The organism is Flavimaricola marinus, from assembly GCF_900184895.1.
Lineage (GTDB): Bacteria > Pseudomonadota > Alphaproteobacteria > Rhodobacterales > Rhodobacteraceae > Flavimaricola > Flavimaricola marinus.
The window spans coordinates 21951-47840 of sequence record NZ_FXZK01000009.1; the positions used below are offsets into that span (position 1 = coordinate 21951).

At 59.0% G+C, this 25890-nt stretch carries 23 protein-coding genes and 1 tRNA gene; 8 read left to right on the top strand and 16 right to left on the bottom strand.

Features of this window, described 5'->3' with window-relative positions; translation table 11 throughout:
* Positions 1-10: 10 nt before the first annotated feature.
* Together LOM8899_RS17430 and LOM8899_RS17435 are read right to left on the bottom strand one after the other, a co-directional pair.
* Positions 11-1132, bottom strand: coding sequence for an FAD-dependent oxidoreductase (locus tag LOM8899_RS17430; protein WP_093993627.1), 1122 nt, complete (start codon positions 1130-1132; stop codon positions 11-13).
* Positions 1133-1223: 91 nt separating this feature from the next.
* On the bottom strand, positions 1224-2129 hold the full coding sequence (locus LOM8899_RS17435; RefSeq protein ID WP_093993537.1) for a LysR family transcriptional regulator: 906 nt from the start codon (positions 2127-2129) through the stop codon (positions 1224-1226).
* Between the two features lie 146 nt (positions 2130-2275).
* Between LOM8899_RS17435 and LOM8899_RS17440 the strand changes: the two genes are divergently transcribed.
* From LOM8899_RS17440 to LOM8899_RS17455, 4 genes are read left to right on the top strand one after another with little or no spacing between them, the layout of a single operon-like run.
* Positions 2276-3205, top strand: a complete 930-nt coding sequence (locus tag LOM8899_RS17440; protein WP_093993628.1) for a VOC family protein — start codon at positions 2276-2278, stop codon at positions 3203-3205.
* 11 nt (positions 3206-3216) lie between these two features.
* Positions 3217-3573: a Rieske (2Fe-2S) protein gene (locus LOM8899_RS17445; protein WP_093993629.1), complete on the top strand. Its 357-nt coding sequence runs from the start codon at positions 3217-3219 to the stop codon at positions 3571-3573.
* A 30-nt stretch (positions 3574-3603) separates the two neighbouring features.
* Positions 3604-4377 carry a cyclase family protein gene (locus LOM8899_RS17450; protein ID WP_093993538.1) on the top strand — a complete coding sequence of 258 codons (774 nt, stop codon included), beginning with the start codon at positions 3604-3606 and terminating at the stop codon, positions 4375-4377.
* 28 nt (positions 4378-4405) lie between these two features.
* Positions 4406-6331: a TRAP transporter large permease gene (locus LOM8899_RS17455; RefSeq protein ID WP_093993539.1), complete on the top strand. Its 1926-nt coding sequence runs from the start codon at positions 4406-4408 to the stop codon at positions 6329-6331.
* A gap of 78 nt (positions 6332-6409) precedes the next feature.
* Here the strand turns inward: LOM8899_RS17455 and LOM8899_RS17460 are convergent, their stop codons facing one another.
* Entirely contained in the window at positions 6410-7432 is a 1023-nt protein-coding gene (locus LOM8899_RS17460; RefSeq protein ID WP_093993540.1) for a TRAP transporter substrate-binding protein, read from the bottom strand.
* 301 nt (positions 7433-7733) lie between these two features.
* Here LOM8899_RS17460 and LOM8899_RS17465 point away from each other — a divergent pair, with 301 nt between their 5' ends.
* A complete protein-coding gene (locus tag LOM8899_RS17465) occupies positions 7734-8258 on the top strand; it encodes a hypothetical protein (protein WP_133065063.1) in 525 nt (174 codons plus the stop codon).
* Positions 8259-8350: 92 nt separating this feature from the next.
* On the opposite strand, the gene LOM8899_RS17470 is transcribed toward LOM8899_RS17465, so the two are convergent.
* From LOM8899_RS17470 to iolG, 11 genes are all read right to left on the bottom strand, one after another.
* Entirely contained in the window at positions 8351-9343 is a 993-nt protein-coding gene (locus LOM8899_RS17470; RefSeq protein ID WP_245820589.1) for an MBL fold metallo-hydrolase, read from the bottom strand.
* 153 nt (positions 9344-9496) lie between these two features.
* On the bottom strand, positions 9497-10276 hold the full coding sequence (locus LOM8899_RS17475) for a TIM barrel protein (protein WP_093993542.1): 780 nt from the start codon (positions 10274-10276) through the stop codon (positions 9497-9499).
* A gap of 40 nt (positions 10277-10316) precedes the next feature.
* Positions 10317-11072 carry an SDR family NAD(P)-dependent oxidoreductase gene (locus LOM8899_RS17480; RefSeq protein WP_211096224.1) on the bottom strand — a complete coding sequence of 252 codons (756 nt, stop codon included), beginning with the start codon at positions 11070-11072 and terminating at the stop codon, positions 10317-10319.
* Positions 11069-11878, bottom strand: a complete 810-nt coding sequence (iolB, locus tag LOM8899_RS17485; protein ID WP_093993544.1) for a 5-deoxy-glucuronate isomerase — start codon at positions 11876-11878, stop codon at positions 11069-11071. Before iolB ends, LOM8899_RS17480 begins: the two co-directional genes overlap by 4 nt.
* An 11-nt stretch (positions 11879-11889) precedes the next feature.
* Entirely contained in the window at positions 11890-12792 is a 903-nt protein-coding gene (iolE, locus tag LOM8899_RS17490; RefSeq protein ID WP_093993545.1) for a myo-inosose-2 dehydratase, read from the bottom strand.
* Positions 12792-14624 carry a 3D-(3,5/4)-trihydroxycyclohexane-1,2-dione acylhydrolase (decyclizing) gene (gene iolD, locus LOM8899_RS17495; protein ID WP_093993546.1) on the bottom strand — a complete coding sequence of 611 codons (1833 nt, stop codon included), beginning with the start codon at positions 14622-14624 and terminating at the stop codon, positions 12792-12794. The genes iolE and iolD overlap by 1 nt, the downstream gene beginning before the upstream one ends.
* On the bottom strand, positions 14621-16540 hold the full coding sequence (locus LOM8899_RS17500; RefSeq protein ID WP_093993547.1) for a bifunctional 5-dehydro-2-deoxygluconokinase/5-dehydro-2-deoxyphosphogluconate aldolase: 1920 nt from the start codon (positions 16538-16540) through the stop codon (positions 14621-14623). Before LOM8899_RS17500 ends, iolD begins: the two co-directional genes overlap by 4 nt.
* A 115-nt stretch (positions 16541-16655) precedes the next feature.
* Entirely contained in the window at positions 16656-17477 is an 822-nt protein-coding gene (locus LOM8899_RS17505) for an ATP-binding cassette domain-containing protein (protein ID WP_093993548.1), read from the bottom strand.
* A 1-nt stretch (position 17478) separates the two neighbouring features.
* A complete protein-coding gene (locus LOM8899_RS17510; protein WP_093993549.1) occupies positions 17479-18588 on the bottom strand; it encodes an ABC transporter permease in 1110 nt (369 codons plus the stop codon).
* 68 nt (positions 18589-18656) lie between these two features.
* Entirely contained in the window at positions 18657-19577 is a 921-nt protein-coding gene (locus LOM8899_RS17515; RefSeq protein WP_093993550.1) for a sugar ABC transporter substrate-binding protein, read from the bottom strand.
* 107 nt (positions 19578-19684) lie between these two features.
* Positions 19685-20707 (bottom strand): inositol 2-dehydrogenase, encoded by a 1023-nt coding sequence (iolG, locus tag LOM8899_RS17520; protein ID WP_093993551.1) that lies wholly within the window; start codon positions 20705-20707, stop codon positions 19685-19687.
* Positions 20708-20893: 186 nt separating this feature from the next.
* On the opposite strand from iolG, the gene LOM8899_RS17525 reads away from it, so the two are divergent.
* Entirely contained in the window at positions 20894-21901 is a 1008-nt protein-coding gene (locus tag LOM8899_RS17525) for a LacI family DNA-binding transcriptional regulator (RefSeq protein ID WP_093993552.1), read from the top strand.
* 254 nt (positions 21902-22155) lie between these two features.
* Here the strand turns inward: LOM8899_RS17525 and LOM8899_RS17530 are convergent.
* Positions 22156-22242, bottom strand: a tRNA-Leu gene (locus LOM8899_RS17530).
* Between the two features lie 211 nt (positions 22243-22453).
* Here LOM8899_RS17530 and LOM8899_RS17535 point away from each other — a divergent pair.
* Positions 22454-23434, top strand: a complete 981-nt coding sequence (locus LOM8899_RS17535) for a complex I NDUFA9 subunit family protein (protein ID WP_093993553.1) — start codon at positions 22454-22456, stop codon at positions 23432-23434.
* Here LOM8899_RS17535 and LOM8899_RS17540 read toward each other — a convergent pair.
* Complete coding sequence (locus tag LOM8899_RS17540) at positions 23431-24234, bottom strand: undecaprenyl-diphosphate phosphatase (protein ID WP_093993554.1); 804 nt, start codon at positions 24232-24234, stop codon at positions 23431-23433. The two genes, LOM8899_RS17535 and LOM8899_RS17540, sit on opposite strands and share 4 nt — an antisense overlap.
* 218 nt (positions 24235-24452) lie before the next feature.
* Between LOM8899_RS17540 and LOM8899_RS17545 the strand changes: the two genes are divergently transcribed.
* Positions 24453-25886: an NAD(P)-dependent oxidoreductase gene (locus tag LOM8899_RS17545; RefSeq protein ID WP_093993555.1), complete on the top strand. Its 1434-nt coding sequence runs from the start codon at positions 24453-24455 to the stop codon at positions 25884-25886.
* Positions 25887-25890 lie beyond the last annotated feature (4 nt).

Below are 25890 nucleotides of genomic sequence, written 5' to 3' on the forward strand. Positions count from 1 at the left end.
GACTTTTAGATTAGATGGGTTGGCACATCATGCCGATGGTTTGACCCGTCAGCTCGCCGACATTGAATGGAGGTATTTTCCCCATCTGCATGTCACCGATCCGCACCGAATTTTTGGCCACATGCGTCACCCTTGGTGTCCGACGGGTTTGAAATGCAGCGAAGGCTTCTTCGGGGGAGGCGGCTTTTGTCAGCTCATCCGCGAGGACGAGGCCATCTTCGATAGCCATGCCGGCCCCTTGGGCCAGATGCGGTGTGGAGGCGTGAACGGCGTCGCCGATCAACACGATGCGCCCCTTGTGCCACTTGTCTTCGAGCAGGATGGTTTCCAGCGGACGCGCGACGACACCGGCATCATTGGTGATTTGATCAAGGATGCTCGCCACTTGCGGCGGCGGCATCTTGGCCCGTTCCCGCATAGCGGCGGCAGCCCCCTCGACGGGCAGGAATTCGGTGCCGGGTTCCTCGCTGAGCAGGAAGACATACATCAAGTCTTCGGTCATCGGGACGAAGCCACCATTGAACGGCCCCGCGAAGATATGGATCCCGTCGACATGTGCCGGCCGAGGCAGGTTGTAGCGCCAGACCCACTGTCCGGTATAGGTTGGCTGCGGAGCATCCGGAAAGATCGACTTTCGGGTGCTGGAAAACACGCCATCGGCGCCGACGACGATGTCATATCGACCGGTCGTCCCGTCCGAAAACGTGACGTCTACGCCGGAGCCGTCGTCGTTGAAGTCTGTCACGGTCAATCCGAGACGAACCTTCGCCCCGGCCTTCGTCGCGCCTTCGCCCAATACCTTTTGCAGATCCGTCCGGCGGATACCCGCATTCGATGGATAGTCCGGGCCGGCCAACTTCGGGGTATCGAACTTGGCGTCCTGTGCGCCGCCGGGGCCCACAAAGAGCGTCGTGCTGTCAAAACCGTAGGCCCGAGAGAGATAGCTTTCCAAAACGCCGAGTTCGTTCATTGCGCGAATGACGTTCATCTGCTGAATGATACCGACGCCATAGACCGTCCAGTCCGGGTCACGCTCGATAATATCGACAGCGATACCCTTTTGGCGAAGTGCGATGCCCGCTGTGAGCCCACCAATACCGCCGCCAACGACCAATGCAGTTTTCACGTTCATGCTGAATTCCTCCCGTTTGGCCGAAAATAGGCGGTGCGGAGGCATTTTGAAAATTGAAAGGCGCAATCGGGCCCATCACTTTGGTGAATATCTACGGAAGCTCTTGCGCGGCCTGCGACATCAGTTCGCGCATCCAGATGATACCGGGATCATTATCCCGATAGGCATGCCATTGGAGCATCTGCCGGAGCGGCGGAAGTTGGGCCGGCATTGGATAAGTCACCAGTTCCGCCTGCGGCGCCAGCAACTTTGCCAAACGGGCATGCACCGTCGCGATCCGGTCCGTTCCCGTGATCAGGTGTGGCAAGTTGGTAAAGGAAAAGGTCTGCACTTCAATATGCCGCTCGATCCCGCATTGGGTCAGAAGCGAAGTCTCCAGCGATTTCGCGGCATTTGGCGGTACCATGACCGCATGCGACGCGCTTTGATAGGTCGCCTGGTCCATGGTGACATCGGCAAACTTACCTTTTGCCCAAGCAACCACGACGTATCTGTCTTCGTACAACAGAGCGGTCGGGTGGTCGTTTGAGACAAAATGCTCTGGCGTAATCAGAAGATCAATTTCACCCCGCTCCAACAGAACTTGGGGCAAGTCCGTCTGAGCATGCAAGTTGAGCCGGATTGAGGACTTGTACCGATCCAGCAACCGAAAGACCGTCGGCATGAGCACTCGAAGGCTATAATCGGACAATAGTATGTTGAAGACTCGCGTCGAATCCTCGGGGCGAAACTCGGGCTTTGAGTCGATTGTCGCTTCGATCCGCACTAAGATGTCGCGGATCGCCGGACGCATGGCCTCGGCGCGCGGGGTTACTTCCATCCGACGACCAACCTGCACTAGCAGGGGATCGTCGAAGTAGTCCCTCAATCGTGTGAGAGCATTCGACATAGCCGATTGGCTCATGAACATCTTGTCGGCGGCCGCCGAAACCGAGCGCGTCTCGATCATATGGTCCAAAGCCACGAGCAGGTTCAGGTCCAGCTTCTTGAAACGCATCCTCTATCTCCCCCACGCGCCCAAATTATGAGCGCTATGCAAACCCTAGCTCATTTCGATAATCAATGCATACCATTCAATCTTACAATTTTCTGGATGGGTCGGCTTTGTCTAAACCTTGGATCTGGATAGCGGAGGAGTTCACGATGCGCATCATTGGCCCAGATGAATTGGTTTTCGGCGTCGACAACATCGATGCCTGCACGTCTTTTTTGACCGACTATGGTTTGACAGATGCTGGCGAGGGTCGGTTTGAGGCGCTGGACAAAACCGCTATTACGGTCCGTCCGGTCGACGATCCGGAACTGCCTGCGGCCCTGCCGACGGCAAGCCTTCTTCGCCTGACGATCTGGGGCGTGGAAGATCAATCCGCGCTCGACGCAATCGAGGCCGAACTCTCCAAGGATCGCGATGTCGTGCGGACAGAAGACGGGATGTTGCGCACCAAGGATGACGCGGGCTTCGAGATCGGGTTCCGGATTTCCCGCCGCATTCAGCTCGATTTGCCGGCCGAGCTTATCAATTCGCCAGGCGCAAAGCCGGGCCGTGGTCTCAATGAGGTTGCGGCAAATCAAGATGCGGAAGCCAAGCCGCGCACGCTGAGCCATATCGTCTATTTCGTGCCCGATATGGACGTAATGGCGAATTTCTACATCAAACGCCTCGGTTTCGTGATCACCGATAAATTCACCAACACCGGCCCCTTCCTGCGCCCACAGGCTAACCACGATCACCACGTGCTCTTCATGATCCAGACCCCGCCCTATATGCAGGGGATCGAGCATCTGGCATTCCACATGCAGGGCCCGACCGAGTTGATGCTCGCCGGTTCACGCATGGTGAAGAAGGGCTATGAAAGCTTTTGGGGCCCCGGCCGCCACAAGTTTGGCTCGAACTGGTTCTGGTATTTCAACTCGCCGCTTGGCACTCACATCGAGTATGATGCCGATATGGATCTCCACGATGGCGAATGGGTCGAGCGGGAGGTTCCGATGGACAAGGAGGCCGCGCAGCTCTTCCTGTTCGAGAATATCGAAAAATGGGCGCCCGGTGGCCCGCCTCCGGGCAAGGGGTAACGACGCCGGGAATGGCGACGCATCTTTGCGCCTTGGCCGACATTCCTGATGGAGGGAGCAAGGGCGTTCTCCCCAACCAGCGTGGCCGCGATCAGGCCTTGCTGGTCAGGCGAGGCGGGCAGGTATTTGGATACATCAACAACTGCCCCCATTACGACCGCGCCCCTTTGGGGTGGAAGAAAGACGAATTTCTGAACGGATCAAGAGATCGCATCATGTGCTCGGCCCATGGTGCCTTGTTTCGAATTGAAGATGGAGAGTGTGTGATCGGCCCTTGTCTGGGTCAATCTCTGCAGTCTCTTCCGCTTACTGTGGACGACGGCCAGGTCTTTGCCCAGATTGAGATCGAGGGGTTGGGACGGGCGTAGTCCGAGACTACGGAACCAGGGGGAGGCACCATGCCACGCAAGATCATCGACCTCGCGGTCAGTTTGACCGACAAAGTTCAGTCCGACCCTCCGGGTCTGGGACCTCAGATCACCTATGTTGATCACACCGCGGGAGCGAAAGAATTCTCCTCCATGTTCGACTTGCCCGAAGGCGCTTTGCGCGACAACGCCGGCGCTGCGGTAGAGCGTTGTGAAATCACCACTCACAACGGGACGCATATGGACGCCCCGTGGCACTACCATCCGACCATGAATGGCGGCGAACGGGCGATCACGATTGATGAGATTCCGCTCGAATGGTGTTTTGGGCCGGGCGTCAAACTCGACTTCAGAGATCGCCCGAATGGACACACGATTTCGGCCGCGGAAGTCGAGGCGGAGCTGCAACGGATCGGACATAGCTTGCAGCCGGGCGATATCGTGCTGGTGAACACAGCCGCTGGTGCCCGATACGGCCAGCCCGATTACGTTGGCACAGGATGCGGAATGGGTCGGGAGGCCACCTTGTATCTTACGGAGCGTGGTGTCCGCGTCTGCGGCACCGACGGTTGGAGTTGGGATCCACCGTTGATGACCCAAGCCGCCCGCGCCCGGGAAACCGGGGACTGGTCGATCTTTTGGGAGGGCCACAAGGCCGGGGCCGACAGCGTCTACTGTCACATGGAGAAGCTGGCCAATCTCGACCAGCTTCCCGGTAGCGGCTTCGAGGTCATCGCATTGCCGGTCAAAGTTGCAAATGGCTCCGCGGGCTGGTGCAGGCCTGTGGCGATTCTGAGCACCTAACGACATTTCAACGGGGGGAGACATCGACATGGAGCAGGCAAAGGGACTTGGATCAGGGCGATTCGTCTGGGTCAAACATATCACCGGGGTGATCTCTATCATTTCGATCAGCGCGGCTCTTCTCGGAGCTCTAACCATCGTCGTCGATGTGCTGGGACGATGGCTCTTTGGGGTTTCCGTTTTTGCCCTGAACGAAATCATGTCGACTATTTTCGCCATCGCGATTGCGTTGACGCTCCCCGCCGGAGCGGCAAATCGTGTCAATCTCAAGATCGATCTCTTGGCCCATCACACCGGCCCCCGCCTGACGGCGTGGCTGAAGGTGGCTGGTTCCATCATGCTCTTTGTGTTCTTCGCAATGCTTGCATGGCGTTTGTGGGGATTGGCGATACGGTATCAGGGTCAGGGGAGGGCGTCGGCGCTGTTGCAACTCCCACTGGCCCCGACTTACTTTGCCATTGCTCTGGCTATGGCTGCCGCCGCGATCGTCCAGATATTCAACACGATCGACGATCTGCTCGATGCCCTTGATGAGCGGGGAGCAGAGCGTTCACATCCAATCGTATGGTTATTGGTTGCTGCGTTTGTCGTGCTTGTCGGGGCTATCGCGCTCTGGTCCTTGTTGGATTTCGACAGCTATTCGACCTATGTGATGCTGCACCCCGGCACAGCGGCGCTTGTCGGCTTTGCGCTGCTTTGGTTGGCAGTGTTGATCCAACTCCCTCTTGCCACCGTTACTGCCTTGATCGGCGTGGGCGGCACGATTGCCTTTGTCGGATCGAATGCGTCAATGAACACCTTCGCGGGGGATGCTGCCGATTTCCTGCGCAACGATCAGGTGGCCACCTTGCCCATGTTCCTCATCATGGGAGCATTCTCGGTCGCGGCGGGAGTTTCGGACGATCTGTTCCGGCTTGGTCAGGCACTGTTGGGTCGTTTTCGCGGTGGTCTTGCATATGCGACCATCGCGGGATGCGCCGGCTTTGGAGCCGTGTCCGGCAATTCTATCGCGACTTCTGCCACATTCGGCCGGATGGCTCTGCCAGCAATGAAACAGGCGGGCTACGCGCCCACCCTTTCAACTGCGAGTGTCGCAGCCGGCGGCACCTTGGGTGCCTTGGTGCCGCCATCTGGTGTCATCATTCTGTTTGCGCTGCTCACGGAAACCTCCATCGGTGACTTGTTCGTGGCCGCGATGATTCCAGCCGTGCTGGCGATTCTACTCTACTTTGGTGCGGTTTTTGCCGTTGTGCGGATGACGCCGAGTGCCGTTCCCGAGGCTGACCATGCGAGCCTCGCCGATTTTGGCCCAGCGCTTCGCGGTTCTTTTCCCGTCGTGCTCATGTTTACCATCGTCATTGGCGGGCTCTACGGCGGCTTGTTCACCGCCACGGAGAGTGCCGCCGTAGGTGCAATCAGCGCCTTCGTTCTTGCGTGGATGCGCGGACGGCTCACTCGGGCCACCATCCTACAGGTGTTCGCAGAGACCACGGCAACCACGGCAATGATCTATGCACTGATCTTTGGCGGGTTGATGTTTGCCTTCTTCATCAACCTAGGCGGTGCGCCCGATATGGTCAGCGCTTGGATCGCGAGCATTGATGCACGCCCGCTCTTCATCCTCGCGCTCTTGATCGTGATCTATCTTTTGCTTGGGTCCATCATGGACAGCTTTGGCGTGATGATCATCACGCTGCCCGTCGTTACGCCGATCATCCTGGACCTCGGCTATGACATGCTGTTTTGGGGCATTCTGATGTTGGTTGTCGTTGAGATCGGCATGATTACCCCACCCTTCGGAATGAACCTGTTCATCATCAAGAGTATTGATCCGGAGGTCCGTCTGGGAACGGTCATGCGGGGGGTCGTGCCCTTTATCATCGCCGACTTCGCCAAGATCATCATTCTCGTAGCATTTCCTGCGCTCGCCCTTTGGTTACCCTCGACGATGTAGACAGGGTTGGAGACGAGCCAAAAAGAAAGCCGACCGGACGATGTCCGGTCGGCTTTTTGTTGTTGGATCGAGTGCGCGTTATTCGATTTCGCCGATCTCCCGACGGGCGGCGTCGAGTGCTTCGCGCCATTGTTCGAGAAGGGCCACTCCGTCGGGTGCGCGCTCGCCGAAAGCTGCGAAGATGCTCTCGCCAATGTCGTTTCGCATTGCCTCGAGCTCGGCCGGATCGATGGCGTTGATCGTATGGCCGCCGCTCGCCTCGACGTATGCGGCTGATTCGGCCTCCCACTGATCGACGGTAGCGCCCACTTCCCGAGTGAGGTCGCAGCCGGAGTTCGCTTCCAGAACGGCGCGTGCATCATCGGGAAGCGCGTCGTAGCGGGCACGATCCATGAACACCATGCCTGTGGCACCGCCGAGAGGCACTGTCATGTGGTCGGTCGTGACCTCGTCCAGCCGGAATGCCGGGAACGCAGTAAAGGTCATGAAATTGCCATCGGCAGTGCCGCGCTGAAGCGCTTGGTACTGTTCCGGCAGAATGATCGACAGAGGCGTGCCACCGAAAGCCGAGACCACGTCTGATGCAATCGGGCTCCCGACCATGATCTTCTTGCCTTCGAGGTCCGACATCGTGGTGATCGCAGACTCGTTCAAATGTGCAGACGACTGGGGGAACGGTACGAAGAACAGGGGCTGGAATTCAGCCAGCTCTTCATCGAATGCGCCGGCTTCGTACAGTGTGCAGAAGGCCATTGCATTGGCTTCGGCCGACCCTTCCAGGAATGGGACAGTGGACACCAGCGAGCGCGGGAAGCGACCCGGGTTGAACACCAACATACCGAATGCGATCTGAACCACGTCGTCCTGAACCCGGTCGACGAAGTTGCCGGCATTCACCAGCATCTGACCATGGCGCACTGTGATTTCCACGGCGCCATTCGCTTCCGCGTTCACCTTTTCGGCCCACGGCGTCATGATACGCTCGTTGATCGGGTGAATCACCACGTTGCCGGTACCGAAGACGAGGTTTTCGGCCGAGGCCCCAAGTGGCGTCAGAGCAGTCGCGCTCGCGAGACACAGGGCAGTTAACTTGTTGCGCATTATTTCCTCCCAAAAATGACAATGAGGCCACCGGTGGCCTGTTGACTAAGCGCAATGTACGTGCGGATCATCCGTTTCGGTATTGAATTGATTGAATGCCTCGGATCGGTCTCGTCAATACGAGCTGCAACCTAGCGCCGATTAACCTCCAACCTACATTCACGGCTTCAATGAAAGGTATTGCTGAATTCCGTTTTTGGAATACCCCGCACCACCCTATTGTTCACGGACGAAATGGGAGGGAGGCGCCCGTGCCGGCATGATTTCGGCAATCGCATTCCCGACAGTGGAGGAGATCAGAATGAAGACTTTCTATGCGGCGACAATGATGGCGGTGCTCGGCGCCGCGCCGGCGTTTGCGCAAGACTACAACGTGACGGTGACGAACAACATGCCCGAGGGTCAGGTGATGGCGCCCTTGATCGTGTTGGACGCCGTGGCCGCCGCGCCGTTCCTCTTCAACGAGGACGGCTCGTTTACAGAGGATTACCTCAATACAATCCTGGAGGGCGATCCGCGCCCGTTGAACGGAAAGATTGGCGACGGCGTTGCCGGACCCGTTCTTGGAACCTCTGGTCCTCCGGGTGTTTTGATTGCTGGTGGTGAAACAGCGTCTGCAGACATGTTCATCTTTGGCAACACCCTGCGCTTTTATGCCAAGGGCGACTACACCGAAGGCGATACGGTCATCTCCGGCGTGTTCGATATCTCGACCGGCGGCGGCACTGTGCTGCTGAACCGCTACGATATCGGACATACCGAGGGAACCAACGAGATCACCCTCATCGACGAGGGAATCGTAGAAGTCGTGATCACGCCAAACTAAAGTCGGCACCAGAGAAACGAAAAACACCCGCCGATTTGGCGGGTGTTTTTTTGTGTGTTGCCCGCCCAATACTCTTCGGACGGGCTTTCGGATCAGTATTCTGCGAGGTCTTGGCCGATGGAGAATTTGCCCGAAAAGATCGCGCCAACACGTTCGACGTAGCCTGAAGCCTTATCTGGCGTTGCAATTCCCGGAGGGAAATGGACCGCAACGACCTCGCTTGCACCCGCGGCTTTGGCCAATTGCGCCAAGTCTTCAGCGTTGATGTGATGCTTCGAGAGATGATCCTTGATCATTGAGAGGCGCTCTTCCGGCATCTGTGGGTTCAGCGCCCGAACACGACCCATCGTGATGTCCAGATCCATCATTTCGCCAACGATCAGATCTGCGTCCTTCGCCAATACTTCAACAGCCTTGCAGGGCCCTGTGTCCCCCGTGAACACAACCGACCTGTCTGGCAAATCGAAGCGCAAGGAGAGCGAAAGGTATCCCTCCTGACCGAATTCGTCCTCGGACCGATAGTGGGTGTTCTCACAGCAGGTCATTTTGAGATCGCCAATGTTGATCTCGTCTCCGGGGGAGATCTCGGTGACCGCCACGAAGTCTCTTGGGTGCGGCAGTTGTTGCCCGGGTACACCGAACCCGATGGCATTGGGCACGTCGCAAGCGGCACAGAGACCGTCGACGATGGATTTGGTACCGGGGGGGCCGTAGATCGTCAGTGGCGAGCGGCGCTGCGTCATCATGTTCAAGCCGAGGCACGCATACAGGCTTCCGATATGATCAAAATGGTGATGCGTCAGAAAGATGTGATGCACATCGCGAAATTCGATCCCGGCCCGTTTGAGCTGCCCCATGGCGCCTTCACCACAATCGATGAGAATGGGATTTTCGCCGTTCATCAACACATGTGCCGGCTGCGCCCGTTGCGGGTTTTGCATCGGCCCACCGGCTGTTCCAAGTGTTATCACGCTTGAGGGAGATGCCATATCGAGATCCTTTCGGCGCAGTCGCCATTCATTGAGTGGTGCTAATGTAGGAATTTGCCCTACATCATGGAAATTGATTAAGACAATGGCGCACATGGACTACGCGAATACGAGTCTGGTGGAGCCACCTTGCTCCTGCGCGAAGGAACGGCGAAATGTGGCGGGGACATATGACGTTTGAGGAGCGAAACACCGCCCTTCCGTGCCAACATCCGAATCCGGTTGCCGATCGGGGCACGGGCGCCCGCTCTAAAGGGTAAAAGCAGCGCGGAAGGCTTCCAACGCGGCGTCTTCGTTGCCTTTTGCGAAGGCTTCCATGGCGACGGGTCCCGAATAGCCCATATCGGACAACGCTCGTGCGATGGCAGGATAGTTGATCTCGCCTGTTCCCGGCTCGAACCGGCCCGGATTATCGGCCACCTGAACCTCACCAATCCATGGCAGGCAGGCTTCGCACCAGCGGATCAGATCACCTTCGCCAATCTGTGTGTGATACAGGTCCAAATTGATCTTTAGCTGCGGTCGATTGATTGCATAGACCAGCGACAACACCGCCTGCGTGGAACCGAAAGGGCAGCCCGGATGATCCAGCGGATTGAGGTTCTCCAAACTGAAGATCACGCCTTCCTGTTCGGCCAGGTCACAAATCCGGTTCAATGTGTCGCGCGCCCGCATTTCCATACCGGGTGCAAAGGTCCCGTGATGGGGGATTGGCAGTCCGCCGTCGCCTAGGCCGGTGCCATGCAGGTTCAATCTGTCGACGCCGAGCCGTTTCCCAATCTGGGCAGTCTCACGAGCCGACCTCAGAAGCATGTCCGCCCCTTGCTCATCGCAGAGTCGGCCTTCCAGGTATCCGTTCATGATCGTGAAATTCGCACCTGTTTTCTCAAGCGCATCCAGATCCCATTCGGGCCAGTTCCAGAGTCCGACGCCAAAGCCCATCTCGTGCAGTTTCGCCGCGCGCCAAGCAATTGGTTTGTCCCGCCAAAGCATTTCGGCGCAGGCGGCGAGTGTGAAGGCAGGTGCCATGCGTTCTGGTCCTCGATTGAGAAAGTATGGTCTGCTGGCCTCAGATTGACCCGGCCTCGACCATGTAATTGTTGGCGGTACACATTGCTGCGTCGTCGGAGGCCAGAAACAAGATCATGCGAGCGACATAGACGGGATCGACGAGATCGGGCAGACATTGCCGGTCCAGCTGTTTGGCGAGTGCTTCGGGCGTCACCCAGAGCCTTTTCTGCCGCTCGGTCATGACCCACCCCGGCACGACCGTGTTGACGCGAATACGATGCGCTCCGAGATCGCGGGCCATCGTGCGGGTCAGACCGTGAACCGCCGATTTCGCTGTTGCATAGGCCGGGAAACCTCCCGCCGCTTCCCACCACGAATTCGAGCCGATGTTGATGATCGATCCGCGCCCCGCCTCGATCATCGCGGGCGCGACGGACTGTATCGCAAAGAACATGTGCCACATGTTCGTGGCCATGCGGTCATCCCAGTACTCGGCGGTGACGTCCTGCCAATTATGGCGATCGTCAACGGCCGCATTGTTCACCAGAATGTCGGCTGCGCCGATACGAGACTTCAACGCAGCAAACGCCGATTGCAGCGCGGCAATGTCCCGCAGATCACAGTGTTCAAAGGCGTGTGCGTCGCCGATCTCGTCTATCAGAGCCCGTCCGGCGACCTCATCGACATCGACAAACCCGACGTTGGCACCCTGCTCGGCAAATGCGCGGACGGTCTCCGCCCCGATCCCCGCAGCGCCGCCAGTCAGATAAACCGTCTTGCCGCGCAGGCTGGGATAGGAGGCGTAGCCGGTCACTTCGCGTCTCTTTCCATGATCCATTCGACCTCGGGCGCGGCGACGAAGCGCCATTTGCGTAAGGGACCGGCCATCACATTGAGGTAATACATCTCGAACCCATATGGCGCACCGCAAGGGTGGTGCCCTCGGGGGACAAGGACAACGTCGCCATCGGAAACGGCCATCGTTTCGTCCAACAGGCCGTCATCGGTGTAGACCCGTTGGATACCGAAACCGTCGGCAGGGTTCAGACGGTGGTAATATGTCTCTTCGAGATAGGTGATGCGCGGGAAATCGTCCTCGTCGTGACGATGGCTGGGATAGCTTGACCAATGGCCGGCGGGAGTGAAGACCTCGGTCACCAGAAGGCTGTCGGCGTAGTCCTCGTTTTCCATAGCTATGTTATTGATGTGGCGCGTGTTGGTGCCCTTGCCGCGTTCTGTCAGGGTGATGCCGTCCGGGCCGATGCGTCGCGCCTCGTGCCCGCCCTGCCCCGGAGCGGAACACACTGCAACGACGCAGTCGGTTTCTGCTGTGGCCTTCCATTCAGTTCCGTTCGGCAGATACAGACAATGCGGCGGGGTCTTCTCGAACACGTTCATCCGTTCACCGAGAACGCCCCATTCCTGTCCTGCGCCGGTGATCTTGGCTTTGCCTTCGACCATGACCAAGATCACTTCCCGATCACCGGTCGCTTCGGCCGCGCTGTCGCCGGCCTTCAGATGGTACAGCGAGAAACCGACGTATCGCCAACCGGCGCTTTCCGGAGTGATCTGGTGAACCTTGCCCCGTTTTCCGAAGGGCTTGCGAAGAAGTTCGGGCATGGCGGGACTCCCTATCCTGTGGTCAGGCCGGACCGGCCGCAGATTTCAATGATGTGATCGTATCCGAGTTTGGAATAGTCGAAGGGCGGTGCCTTGGCCGGGTCCTGTTCGGCCTCGACAACGATCCAGCCATCATAGTCGATGGCCTTCAGCCGATCGGTAATGGCTTGGAAGTCGATGCAGCCGTCAGGGTCGCCGGGAACTGAATAGACCCCAGCGGCGACGCCATCGAGAAAGCTCTTGTCCTCTGCACGCACCCAATCCAGCACCGGCTGCCGCACATCCTTGAAATGAACGTGGTGGACGCGGTGGCCCCATTTGTCGAGCACGGCCAAGGGATCGGCATCGGCGAAGTGCAGGTGGCCTGTGTCATAGAGAAGCGTCAGGTCTTCGGTGGAGCCTTCCATCAACCAATCGATGTCTTCGGCGTCCTGCACCATGGCCCCCATGTGATGATGGTAGCTCAACACAACGCCCTGATCGGCGGACCACTTGGCCAGCTCGGACAGCTTTGCGCCATAGGCCATGACCTTGTCACGGGTCAGCTTGGGGCGGCGGCTGACGGGGGTGTTGATCATGCCCTGAATGGTATTGGAACATTCGGCATAGACGATACAGGGCGCATTCAGCGCGGCGAACTGCTCCACTTGCTGGCGGATCGCGGCCTGTTCTTCTTCGACCGGGCTGACCATCAGGTTGCCCGAACACCACCCGCCGCAAAGCGACACGCCATAGCGGTCGAGATAGGCGCGCAAGCCCGCCGTATCTGCAGGCATCCGACGCCCGCGTTCGACGCCGGAGTAGCCGATCTTAGACGCGTCCTCCATGGCCCCTTCGGTCGTGAAGTCTTTGGTCAGCTCTGGCAGGTCGTCGTTTTGCCAGGCGATCAGGGAGATACCGATCTTTACACTCATCAATTTGCCCGTTGGTTCTGCTTGTTTTTGATGTAGTTGGCGTGGGCGGCATTCACCTCGGACCGCTCCGAGACTTCGGGCACACCGACGTCCCACCACGTCCCGCCGGGCTCCGTCGACGGATAAGGATCTGTGTCGATGACGACCACATAGGGGCCCTTGATACCGTCGCGCTTCGCCAGCGCCTCTTGGAGTTCGGCAATCGAGGTCACCTTGAGAGACGTCGCGCCCATTGCTTCGGCATGTTTGGCGAAATCGATGTTGGAATTCTCACCACCGATCGCGTGATCCAGCAGGTTGTTGAACTCCGCCCCGCCGGTGCCCATCTGCAGCCGGTTGATGCAGCCATAGCCGCGATTGTCGGTGACGACCACGGTGAAGGAAATGCCCATCATCGCCGCTGTCGCCATCTCGGAATTGGCCATCATGTAGGTGCCGTCGCCGGTGAAGCAGATGACGTCCCGCTCTGGTTCGGCCATCTTGATCCCCATGGCGCCGGCGATCTCATACCCCATACACGAGAAACCGTATTCCATATGATAGGAGCCGGGGCGCCCGGCCTTCCACAATTTGTGCAATTCGCCCGGCATGGTCCCCGCGGCGCACATGGCAACGGTGTTTTCGTTCGCCGCACGCTGAACCGCGCCGACCACCTGCATGTCGGTCGGCAAGGCATTGCCTTCGGCTGGGGCGTCGGTCAGCGGGTCTACTTTGCCGAACCAGTCGGCTTTCATCGCCTTGGCATCGCCATCGAAACGTTTTGCTTCGAGTGCTGTGCCCAATTCCTCGAGCCCTACCCGGGCATCCGCCAACAACGGCATCGCGCCGTGTTTTGCCGCGTCGTAGGCCGCTACGTTCAGGCTGATGATCCGCCGGTCGGCGTTGGCAAAGAGCCCCCATGACCCGGTCGTGAAATCCTGAAACCGGGTTCCCACCCCAAGGATCACATCGGCTTCGGCGCAAACATCGTTCGCGGGCTCGCCGCCGGTGACGCCGATAGGGCCAAGGTTCAGCGGGTGGTCCCACGGCAACGCCGATTTGCCAGCCTGCGTTTCGGCCACGGGGATATTGTGTGCCTCGGCAAACGTCTTCAGCGCCTGAGTCGCCTCGGCATAATGCACGCCGCCGCCGGCCACGATCACCGGGCGTTTGGCGCTCTTCAGAAGGTCCGCCACGCGCCCCAATTCGCCCGTATCCGGCCGGATGCGGCGGGTGTACCAAATCGTCGGCTCAAAGAAGCTGACGGGGTAGTCGAAGGCTTCAGCCTGCACGTCCTGACAGAACGACAGTGTCACCGGGCCGCAATCGGCCGGGTCGGTCATGGTCCGGAAGGCGCGCGGCAGGGCCGTCAGAAGCTGTTCGGGCCGCGTGATCCGGTCGAAGTAGCGGCTGACGGGTTTGAACGCATCGTTGACCGACACGGTCCCGTCACCGAAATCCTCGACCTGCTGCAGCACCGGGTCAGGACCACGATTGGCAAAGACATCGCCCGGCACCAGAAGGACAGGCAGGCGATTGACATGCGCAAGCCCTGCTGCCGTCACCATATTGAGTGCCCCCGGCCCGATCGACGAGGTAACCATCATGGCACGATTGCGACGCAATTGTTTGGAATAGGCAATGGCGGCGTGAGCCATCGTCTGTTCGTTATGACCACGGTAGGTCGTCAGGCTATCCCGCGAGGCGTGCAGCGCCTCACCGATGCCGGCCACGTTGCCGTGGCCGAAAATGGCCCAGCAGCACGCGATGAAAGGCTGATTGTCCTCGGTCAGCTGAGCCGCGACATAGCGCACCATCGCCTGAGCGGCGGTCAGTCGGATCGTCTTGGTCATACGGCGTTCTCCGAATTCAGCCGCGCCTCGGCGCGGGCCTTGTCCCAAATCTCGCAAAGGCGCTGGAAGTTGTCCGCCATCTCGGTGACAGCCTCCCCGCCTGTGATATTGCCGGCCAGCCAGTTGCGGGCGGCATTGCCAAAGATCGTCCGGCCGACGGCGAAACCTTTGACCAGCGGCTGCTTGGCGGCAAGAGCAAAACTCGCCGCCAGTTCTTCTTCTGGCGCGTCGAGGCCCAGCACGACGATACCGCGGGTCCGCGGATCGTTGCGTTTGATCGCGGCGACGGCGTTTGCCCAAGCGGCGTCGGTCTTGAACGGCTCCAGTTTCCACCAATCCGGATAGACCCCGGCATCGTAGAACGCCTGGATCAGAGTGGCAGAGGTATCATCGTCGACGGGACCAACCTTGGATGGAATGATCTCCAACAAAAATTCGAGATTGTTGCGCCGCGCCGCGGTGAACAGCCGCTTGACCCGCGCGACCTGCATTTTCGCCGTCTTTTCGTCATCGTCCGGGTGACAGAATACGAGCAGTTTTACGACATTTTCCCGAGCCCATTCGCGCAGCCCGCCGAGGTCGTCGCCCAGTTCGGGTTCGAATTCGATCGGCCGCGATCCCGGCAATTCCGTCGGCCGGCCGATCCAGAGCCCGGAACCCGTCGCCTTGTGCAGAGCCGAGCGTCCGATCCGATTGTCGCAAAGAATGCCGAAACCGGGCTGACCGCCTTGGATCCTGAGCGCCGCCTCAAGGCACAGCTCCTTGAAGTCGGACCCTTTTTCCAGCGTGTAACCCGGCATCTCCTCTAGCTGGAGGCGGTGATCGAAGGCAAAAGTCTTTACCGAAGACCAGTCACCGGCGCGATTGGTGGCCCAATGCACTTGCTCCAACTCGGGGTCATTGCGCAGATCAGGGCGTTTGATCCCACGTTCGAAGAAGAACTGGAGTTCTTCCCAGCTGGGATATGCGGGCGTGCAGCCGTGGCGCGATACCGCGAAAGCGCCGCAAGCGTTGGCGTATTTAAGCGCCGTGGGCCAATCCTCGCCGTCGAGCCATCCCTTGAGCAGGCCGGACATGAACCCATCCCCCGCGCCCAGCACGTTGAACACCTCGATCGGGAATCCTGGGCCTGCTTCGCCCTCGTCGAGGCTGTCGGGCACATCGCCCGTAAACGCCACAGCCCCGTCTGCGCCGCGCTTGCAGACCAGCGTCGCCTTCGACACGGCGCGCACCGCACGCAACGCGGCAATGGTGTCCGTCGAACCGCCGGCGATGTGAAACTCTTCTTCTGTTCCCACGATGAGGTCGAACAGGTGCAGCGTCGATTGCAGCTTGGCCGTCACGGCCTCGCTTTCCACGAAACGGCTTTCGCCGTCGCCGTGCCCTGCCACACCCCAAAGGTTCGGCCGGTAGTCGATGTCGAGCGCGGTCTGAAGGCCCGCCTCGCGTGCGATTTGGAGCGCCTTAAGCGTGGCTGCCTCGACTTGTGGATGGCTCAGATGGGTGCCTGTCGCCACGACGGCACGCGCCTGACGGATGAAGTCCGGGTCGATGTCGTCCTCGGTCAACCCCATATCGGCGCAGTTTTCGCGATAGAAAATCAGCGGGAACTGCTCCTGATCGCGGATCCCGAGCAGGACAAGGGCCGTCAGTCGATCGGGATCGGTTTTGACACCATCCGTGTTGACGCCCTCACGCTCCAGTTGCTCGCGGATGAACCGGCCCATGTGTTCATCACCGACGCCGGTGATGACCGCCGACTTCAGCCCAAGTCGCGCCGTGCCGCAGGCGATGTTTGTCGGAGAGCCGCCGATATACTTGTCGAACGCCCCCATGTCCTCCAGTCGCCCGCCAATCTGGGCACCATAGAGATCGACCGAGGACCGGCCAATCGTGATCAGATCGAGTTTAGCCATAACAGCGCCTATCCATTTCTTTTCCAAATTCGTGGGACTGCCAGATGTTGATCCGCCAGTCCCACCACCATTCACGTCTACAGGGAGGTTAGTGAATGGTGTAGCAAGTTGCTCGTCAGACGGTGCCTTCGAGCGATCCTTCGAGTTGGGCAAGCTCTTGCCCCCCGGCCATCAGGTCCTGCAATTCTTCAGGGCTGATCTCACCGCGTTTGGCGGTTCCGAGGGTCTTGCCCCGGTTGAGGACCGTGAAGCGATCCCCGACTGCGAGCGCATGGCGCACGTTGTGGCTGATGAAGACCACACCCACGCCCTGACTGCGGACCTTGTCGATCGTGGCCAGAACGTTCGACGTCTGTCGCACACCAAGGGCCGATGTCGGCTCATCGAGGATCAGGACTTTCGCACCGAAATAGACCGCACGAGCGATGGCAACCGTTTGACGTTCGCCACCCGACAGTGTCCCGACCGCCTGATCCGGCCCGCGCAGATTGATCCCCATCTTGCGCATCTCGGTCATGGTGATCTCGTTGGCCTGTTCCACGTCGAAGCGTTTGGTCAAGCCGCGGCCTTTGGTCGGTTCGCGTCCCATGAAGAAGTTGCGTGCGACCGACATCAGCGGGATCATCGCCAGATCCTGGAACACGGTCGCAATGCCAGCCTCCATCGAATCGCGCGGCGTGGCAAAACTCATCGGCTTGCCTTCGAACAGGATTTCCCCGTGCGTCGGCTGATGAACCCCTGACATCGTCTTGATGAAGGTCGATTTGCCGGCGCCATTGTCGCCCAGCAGGCAGTGGCATTCGCCGGGCCGAATGTCGAAGCTGACACCGGCAAGTGCGATGATATTGCCGAAGTGCTTCTCGATATTCTTCATCTGGACGATCGGGGGAACACTGTCCTTCACTTCGCCATGGTGGAATTTGCTGTCTTCTGACATATCAACGCTCCCCCGTTACGCGCTTGCGAATGGCATTGTTGAACAGAACCGCGATAAGAAGCATCCCGCCAAGGAAGACTTGGAACCAGTCCTGATCGAAGCCGGTGTAGGTCAATCCGATCACCACCATCCCGAAGATGATGGAGCCGAAGAAAGCCCCGATGGCCGACCCATAGCCGCCGGTCAGGAGGCATCCGCCGATAACCGCCGCGATGATCGCCTCGAATTCTTTCTGGAACCCGCGCCGCGCATCTGTGGAACCTGCGTCTATCACCGTGATGATTGCGACGAGGGCTGCACAACATGCCGTGACCATGAACAAAGTGACCTTCACCTTCCGCACCGGCACGCCGGAGTTGGTCGCCGCGTTGGCATCACCGCCCGCTGCAAAGATCCAGTTCCCGATTGGAGTGCGCAACAGAACGTAGGTGGCGACAAGCGCAATGGCGATGAACCAAAGAATCTCGACCGGCATTCCCGGCACTTTGGGAGTGCCGTTCTGGAAGGTCTCGATCAGACCTGCTTCGGCCAGCCAGGCGAAAAAGCCCGGAAAGGCGTCGCCGGAGAAGAAAGGAGCGAGCCAGTCGTTCTCTGTCGCATCGCGGACGCCGCGAAGCTGGGTGGAACCACCGGAGGCCCACTTGAGGCCGACGAGCGAAAGCCCACGCAGAATGAACAGGAAGGCCAGTGTCACAATAAAGGAAGGCAACCCGGACCGGATCACGATAAAGCCGTTGATCGCGCCGACACAGGCAGAAAAAACGAAAGTCAGTGGGATCGCGACAATCAGGGGAAGCCCCCAGACCATGACACAAACCCCGAAGAACAGGCCGGAAAACGCGACCATGGACCCGATCGAGAGGTCGAATTCGCCGCCGATCATCAGCAGGGCAGCGCCGATGGCGAGGATTCCGAGCTGCGCCGCGGGCGTCATGAAGTTGATAATGCCCGAGGCCGTGAACATCGCGGAGTCCGCGGTGATCAGAAAGAATATTGTCACCAGCAAAACGCCTGCAATGGCGCCGAGTTCTGGTCGCTTCATCAGGCGAGAGATCAGGGGCTCTGCCTTGATACGTTCGTCTGCTTCGAAATTTGGAGCTGAATCGCTCATCGTCCTCTCTCCCTTTTGGGTCTGAGTGGCGCCTTATGGCGCCACTCGACTTCCACAGCCAAAAAGGCTTAGCGAATGCCCTGTGCGGACAGTTCGATAACCTGACCGGCCTTGTCGGCGGTGATCAGGTTCGGACCGGACGCCACATCGCCGCCGGGCATCAAGCCGAACTTGGCCTGAAGGGCCATGACGGAGACTGCGAGGTATCCTTGCAGATACTGCTGCTGGTCCAGAGCGAAGGCGGCATCGCCGTCGACGACGGACTGTAGGAAGCCTGCCGACAGATCGAAGGTGGCAACGTTGACATCGCGACCGGAAGCCTTGACCGCAGCAACCGAAGGCTCACCGGCGGTGGACGCGCCCAGCGCCATCACGGTGTCGATGCTTTCGTCGGAAGCCAGAGCAGCAGCGACCTTGGACTCGATCTCGGCCGGGTCGTTGGTGGTCGGCAGTACTGTTACGGTGCCGCCAAAGCCTTCCTCGAAACCGGCGCAACGCTGGTCGAGAGAGATGTTGCCGACTTCCTGGTTGACGCAGATCGCGTTGGTGCCGCCCATCGCCGCGAGTTCCTCACCGGCAGCGACGCCAGCATCGTACTCATCCTGACCGACGTGCATTGCAGCACCGAGCTCAGCAGCCTGTGCGCCACCGGCGTTGATCGTGATGACGGGAATACCTGCGGAGATCGCACGCTCGACCGACGGTCCGAGCGCGTCAGGATCGGGGAATGAAATGATGAGGCCATCGGGCTCTTCGTTCACTGCAGCGTCGATCAGCTGCGACATCAGAACCATGTCGAAGGTTTCAGGCGAGTTGTAGGACACATTTGCGCCGGTATCGGCAGCCGCCTGGTCAACGCCGGCTTTCACGACAGACCAGAAGGCATCGTTGGCTTGTCCGTGAACGACGACCGAGATGTCCTGGGCAACTGCGGGCGCCGCAATGGCGATCGCGGCAGCAGAAACTGCGCCTTTGAAAAAGGTTTTCATGTGGGTTCCTCCCATTGGTTGGCTTTTGTGCCGGCCAGACCGGCATTTACGCTACGCGGCGAACCGCGCACTCCACATCGCCCCCATAAGAGGACGAATGCCTCCGATCAGGCCGCCGCGCCGCGGCCTGAAATCCCTGGAATCTCTGTCATGGCGACGGGCCGCCCGGATTTGACAGACCGCGTCGCGGCCTCGGCCATTGCGAGCGCGGCGACACCGTCATGCAAGTTGACCGGCATGTCCGACTTGGCTTGGGCTGCCCGGACGAAAGCCGCCCATTCGGCTTTGTAGGCAGGCATGTAACGCTCAAGGAAGAAGTAGGTGGGCTTGGCACTGACCACCCCGGCAGCGGTCGATTTGACCACTGTGTTTTCCAACATGTTTTGCGCTTGAAGCAGCCCCTCTGAACCCAACACTTCGACCCGCTGATCGTAGCCGTAGACGGCCCGCCGGGAGTTCTTGATCACTGCGATGCGACCGTCCGCGTAGGTCAATGTCACTGCCGCGGTGTCAACGTCACCGGCTTCGCCGATGGCTGGATCGACGACGGAGGTTCCGACAGCGCTGACGGAGACCGGCGTTTCCCCCATGATGAAGTTCGCCATATCGAAGTCGTGGATCATCATATCCCGGAAAAGGCCGCCCGAGACCTTGATGTATTCGACTGGCGGCGGAGCGGGGTCGAAGGACGTGATCGACAAGAGTTCGGTCTTGCCGATTTCGCCAGCGTCGATGGCGGCCTTAAGCGCACCGAAGCTAGGATCGAACCGGCGATTGAAGCCGATCATGATGCCGGAAGCCTTGTCACCCACTGCGCTCAGGCAAGCGGTCGCACGCTCGAGGCTAAGGTCCACAGGCTTTTCACACAACACGGCTTTGCCTGCCGCCGCGGCGGCTTCGATCAGGTCAGAGTGCGTGTCCGTGGATGTCGCGATGAGAACAGCATCGATGGAGCTGTCCGCGATGATTTGATCCGAGGAACGAACCTCACAACCATAGGTCTTTGCCAGTGCCTGCGCGTTCTTCTCGAACGCATCGGACACAGCGACAAGCTCGCTGTCCGGATGCGCCGAAATCGCCTGAGCATGAACGTTTCCGATGCGGCCCGCGCCAAGCAATCCAACACGCATTTTGAGATCCTCCCGATTCTCGTTTGATCACGAACATTCACATTTTTGCACGCGCGTGCAAGATATTTTTGCACCCGCGTGCAAGAAAGTTTTGCTCGCGGGTGCAAATATGATGTAATCTTGTTTCCGTGACGCTTTGGCGACCGTATCGGTTGCGCCAGACAAGATGCAGAGACGGGTAGGTTTGTGAAGGATCAGGATGGGTCAATTACGGCAGATGATGTTGCCGTGCTTGCAGGGGTTTCCCGGTGGACAGTGAATCGCGCCTATAAGAAAGAGGCATCCATTTCTGTCAAATCCCGCGAAAAGGTCATGAAGGCCGCAGAAACGCTGGGATATGTTCCTGACCTACTCGCGACCAGCCTCGCCACCGATCGCACCAACCTCGTAGCCCTTCTGGTCGACGATTTTGCCAATCCGCACAAGCTGGTCATGATGGAGCGTCTCACACGCATCTTGCGCAAGAGCGGGTATGATACCTTGCTGGTCAACACCAGCGATGAAGAGGATGCATCGGCGGCTCTTCTCAACGCGAGCCAGCGACGTGTAGACGCGGCAGTTCTCATCGGCGTCAGCTTCAATGACCAAAGCCTCGAAGCCGCGCTTGGTGCGAAACGGGTCAAGAAGTTGATCGTTTTTGCCCGGATGTCCGGCAACGACAACACCATTTCGATCTGCTGCGACGACAGCGCGTCCATGACGGCGCTGACCCAATATGTCTTCTCTGCCGGCTATCGCAATCCAGTGTTTATTGCTGGCCCACAGACGCAATCTGCCCACCTCCAACGTAAGGAAGTCTTCCTCTCGCAATGGGAGCGGACGGCCGGAAAGCGCCCGGATTTCTTGCCTGTTGGCAGTTATGATCCAAAGATGGCCTACGATCTGATTGCCAAGACCTTTAGGGGTTTGGCCAAGTCCGAGCTTCCGGATGTGCTTGTTTGCGAGAACGACGCGCTGGCAATGGGTGCGATTGATGCGATCCGATATGAGCTCGGCTTGCAGGTGCCCGGCGATATCGCGGTCACCGGTTTCGACGACGTTCCTCAGGCCGCCAGCCCTCATTACGAACTGACGACCTATCGACAGCCACTGACGGACATGGCGAAAGCCCTTGTCGATGTTTTGGAAGGCAAGTCGAACTCAAAAGACCTGAACACCTTTTTGGGCCGGTTAGTCACCCGAGAAAGCGCTTAGTGACGGTTCGGCCAAGCAAACACCGCAATGGCCTTATTTGGCGGTGCAGGCCGTGGCTTTCGACTGACCCCGGCTTCGCGGCACGCGGTTTCTGACCAAACTTCTTCGTCAGCGCGATTTGGCGAACGCGATCTCTCATTACGACGAACTTGCCTGACCTCGACAGTGTTCAACACACGGCGTTCCAAACCCCGATAGGCGACGACGATCTTCCCGTCCGCTACCGCGTAAATTCACTGATTTTTGGAGAACTTTGGTGCCCAGGAGAGGACTCGAACCTCCACGTCCTTTCGGACACTGGCACCTGAAGCCAGCGCGTCTACCAATTCCACCACCTGGGCAGGTCGTGTGAGGGCGGGATTTAAGGCTGCTTTGCGGGGCTGTCAACGCGATTCCTTTGTTAGTTCCAAATTGTATCGACGTTCTAACGATCCTGCGCTCTGTGTGAGGCAAATTTCCAAACCGACTTGCCCTTGCCCGCCAATTCTGCCTTGTCTGGAAAGGGTCAGGGCGCTAAACGCGAAGCGCTGCCATTGATCGGAGAGAACCAAGATGTCCAAGCTCGTTACAATCTATGGTGGCTCAGGTTTCGTGGGCAAATACATAACGCGACGACTGGCGAAAGACGGTTGGCGTATTCGTGTTGCCGTTCGAAACCCGAACGAAGCGATGTTCGTCCGCCCGTACGGTGCCGTTGGGCAGGTAGAGCCGATCTTCTGCAATATCCGCGATGACGACAGCGTCCGGGCTGCGTTGAAAGGTGCCGAGGCTGTGATCAACTGCGTGGGCGTGCTGGACGAGGTCGGCAAGAACACGTTCGACGCCGTGCAGGCGGAGGGACCGGAGCGCATCGCCCGCATCGCCGCTTCCGAAGGCATTTCGACCATGGTTCATATCTCGGCCATCGGCGCCAATGAAGACAGCGACAGCGAATATGCCCGCACCAAGGCGAAGGGCGAGTCTGGCGTTTTGGCGCATATGCCCAGCGCTGTCATTCTTCGCCCCTCGATTGTTTTTGGTGCTGAAGACCAGTTCTTCAATCGATTTGCTCAGATGGCTCAGTTCGGACCAATCCTGCCGGTTGTCGGCGCATCGACCCGTTTTCAGCCGGTTTATGTGGATGATGTTGCGGCCGCGGCCGTCGTTGCGGTCGATGGCAATGCTTCGGCCGGTGTCTATGAATTGGGCGGCCCCGACGTGAACACATTCCGTGAATTGATGCAGCAGATGCTCGAGACAATTCGCCGTCGCCGGATGATCGTAAATATCCCATTCCCAGTAGCCCGGCTCATGGCTGGCGTTTTCGGTGTGGTCCGCTTCCTGAGTGCGGGCTTGGTCCGCCCTCCGATCACGAAAGATCAGGTAGCCAATCTGGCTGTCGATAACGTGGTGGCCGACGACGCACGCGGATTTGCCGACTTGGGAATCGAGCCTGTCGCAATGGAAGCGGTCCTGCCCAGCTATCTCTGGCGCTTCCGGCAATCCGGTCAGTATGTTGCAATCAAGGAATCGGCAGAGAACCTCAAGGGTTAGCTATAACCGATCACCAGCAACACGCCTCCAAGGACGACCCGATAGACCACATAAGGTGTGAAGCTCACCGAGCGCAGCAGGCGCATCATCAGCGTGAGCGCGACGAGCGCGGACGCAAAGCTGAGCACTGCAACGATAGCACCGTCGCGCGCGACCTCGATATCCGCGGTCCGCGCGACATCAAGCCCAAGCAGTATTCCTGAAGCCGCGATTGTCGGAATCGACATCAACATGGCGAGACGCGCTGCATCAGGCCGATCGTAGCCCAACAGGCGGCCAGCCGTGATCGTGATGCCGGATCGTGAGGTGCCCGGTATCAAAGCGACTGCCTGCCATAGACCCATGATGAGCGCGTGCTTCAGTGTCCAGCCCTCTGCCTTGCGCTCTGTTCCGCCGGTTTGATCTGCCCAGAAAAGCACAATACCAAAGACCAGCATTGTCCATCCGATCACTGTTATTGAACGCATTGCGTCGTCGAGTCCGGTCAGTTTGAGGATCAAGCCGGCGATCACGACCGGCACGGTCGCGATTACTAGACATAAGGCGAGAAACGCGCCCGCCGTATCGACTTTGCCCCTTAGCAACCGCCCGGTTCCCAGAATCGCTAGCCTGACGTCCCGCCAGAAGTAGAGGATCACCGCGAGCAATGTTCCCACGTGCGCCGCAACATCTATGACTTGCCCTTGGTCGGCCATTCCGGACAGACTTGGCAAAAGGATCAAGTGTCCGGACGATGAAACCGGCAAAAATTCAGTAACGCCCTGTATCAAAGCGATAAGGACGAGGTGAAAAAACGTCATTTGAAAGGTCCGCCTGATTCGGTGGCGACACCCTAAACCTTTGTGACTCGGGGGGAAGAGCGATGATAGGTATCGATCCGGATCTAATTTTCTCCGAAATCCTGCTCCTAGCCACTTCTTGCCGGACGTTTTCTTACATATAGGTCATACATGCTGACTTTTCTTTCCGGACTGCACGCAGTAGAAAGCGGGCCTGAACCAGATGAGGGGGCTGACTGTTGGCCAAGGAAAAGATGCTCAAGTTTGTGGATGTCGCCCGGGATATGCCGGAGAAGCGCCCCCCGAACCTTCGCAAGCAGGACTTCGGCGAGATCTATGCCGAATATGCCGCCGCCAAGGCGGAGGAGCAGGCGAGCCGTTGCAGCCAATGCGGCGTGCCCTACTGTCAGACCCATTGCCCGCTGCACAACAACATCCCCGATTGGCTTCGGCTGACGGCGGAGGGCCGTCTGCAGGAAGCCTACGAGGTGTCGCAGGCCACCAACACGTTCCCCGAGATCTGTGGCCGTATCTGTCCGCAGGATCGGCTGTGTGAAGGCAATTGCGTGATCGAGCAGTCCGGCCACGGAACAGTGACCATCGGCTCGGTCGAAAAATATATCACCGACACGGCCTGGGAGAATGGCTGGGTAAAGCCGATCCGCCCCAGCCGCGAACGGCCGGAAAGCGTCGGCATCATAGGTGCGGGCCCCGGTGGACTGGCGGCAGCCGATGTTCTGAGACGCGCTGGCGTGCAAGTCACGATCTATGATCGTTACGATCGCGCCGGTGGCTTGCTCACCTACGGCATCCCCGGTTTCAAGCTGGAAAAAGATGTCGTGATGAAGCGGATCGCGCAGTTGGAACAGGGCGGCGTTCAATTCGTATTGAACTGCAACGTCGGTGAGGACCTGTCCTTCGACGCCATTCGCGGCAAGCATGATGCAGTGATCATCGCGACGGGCGTCTACAAGACCCGCGATCTGGTTGCGCCCGGTTCGGACGCTTCGGGTATCGTGCGCGCGATCGATTTCCTGACCGCAAGCAACCGCAAGAGCTTTGGCGACGATGTGCCCGAGTTCGACACCGGAGAGCTGAACGCCGCCGGAAAGCGAGTCGTCGTTATCGGGGGTGGCGACACCGCGATGGACTGTGTGCGCACGTCGATCAGACAAGGGGCCGAAAGCGTGAAGTGCCTGTATCGTCGGGACCGGGCCAATATGCCCGGCAGCTTGCGCGAGGTGGCAAATGCCGAGGAAGAGGGCGTTGAATTCGTGTGGCTTTCGGCTCCGAACGCCTTTGACGGCGATGCCGTGACGGGCGTCCGCGTCGACAAGATGCGTCTTGGATTGCCGGATGCGTCCGGCCGGCGCGCGCCGGAACTGATCGAAGGTTCGGAATATGTCGAAGGCGCGGATCTCGTGATCAAGGCACTTGGTTTCGAGCCGGAGGATCTTCCCAAGCTCTGGGGCGTCGATGGTCTGGAAGTGACCCGTTGGGGCACGGTGAAAGCCGAGTTCACCACGGGCAAGACCAGCCTCGATGGCGTGTTTGCCGTGGGCGACATCGTGCGCGGCGCGTCACTTGTCGTCTGGGCCATTCGGGACGGCCGCGACTCTGCGGGCGCGGTATTGGAATACCTTGGGCAAAACGCGATGGTCGCTGCGGAGTGACGAT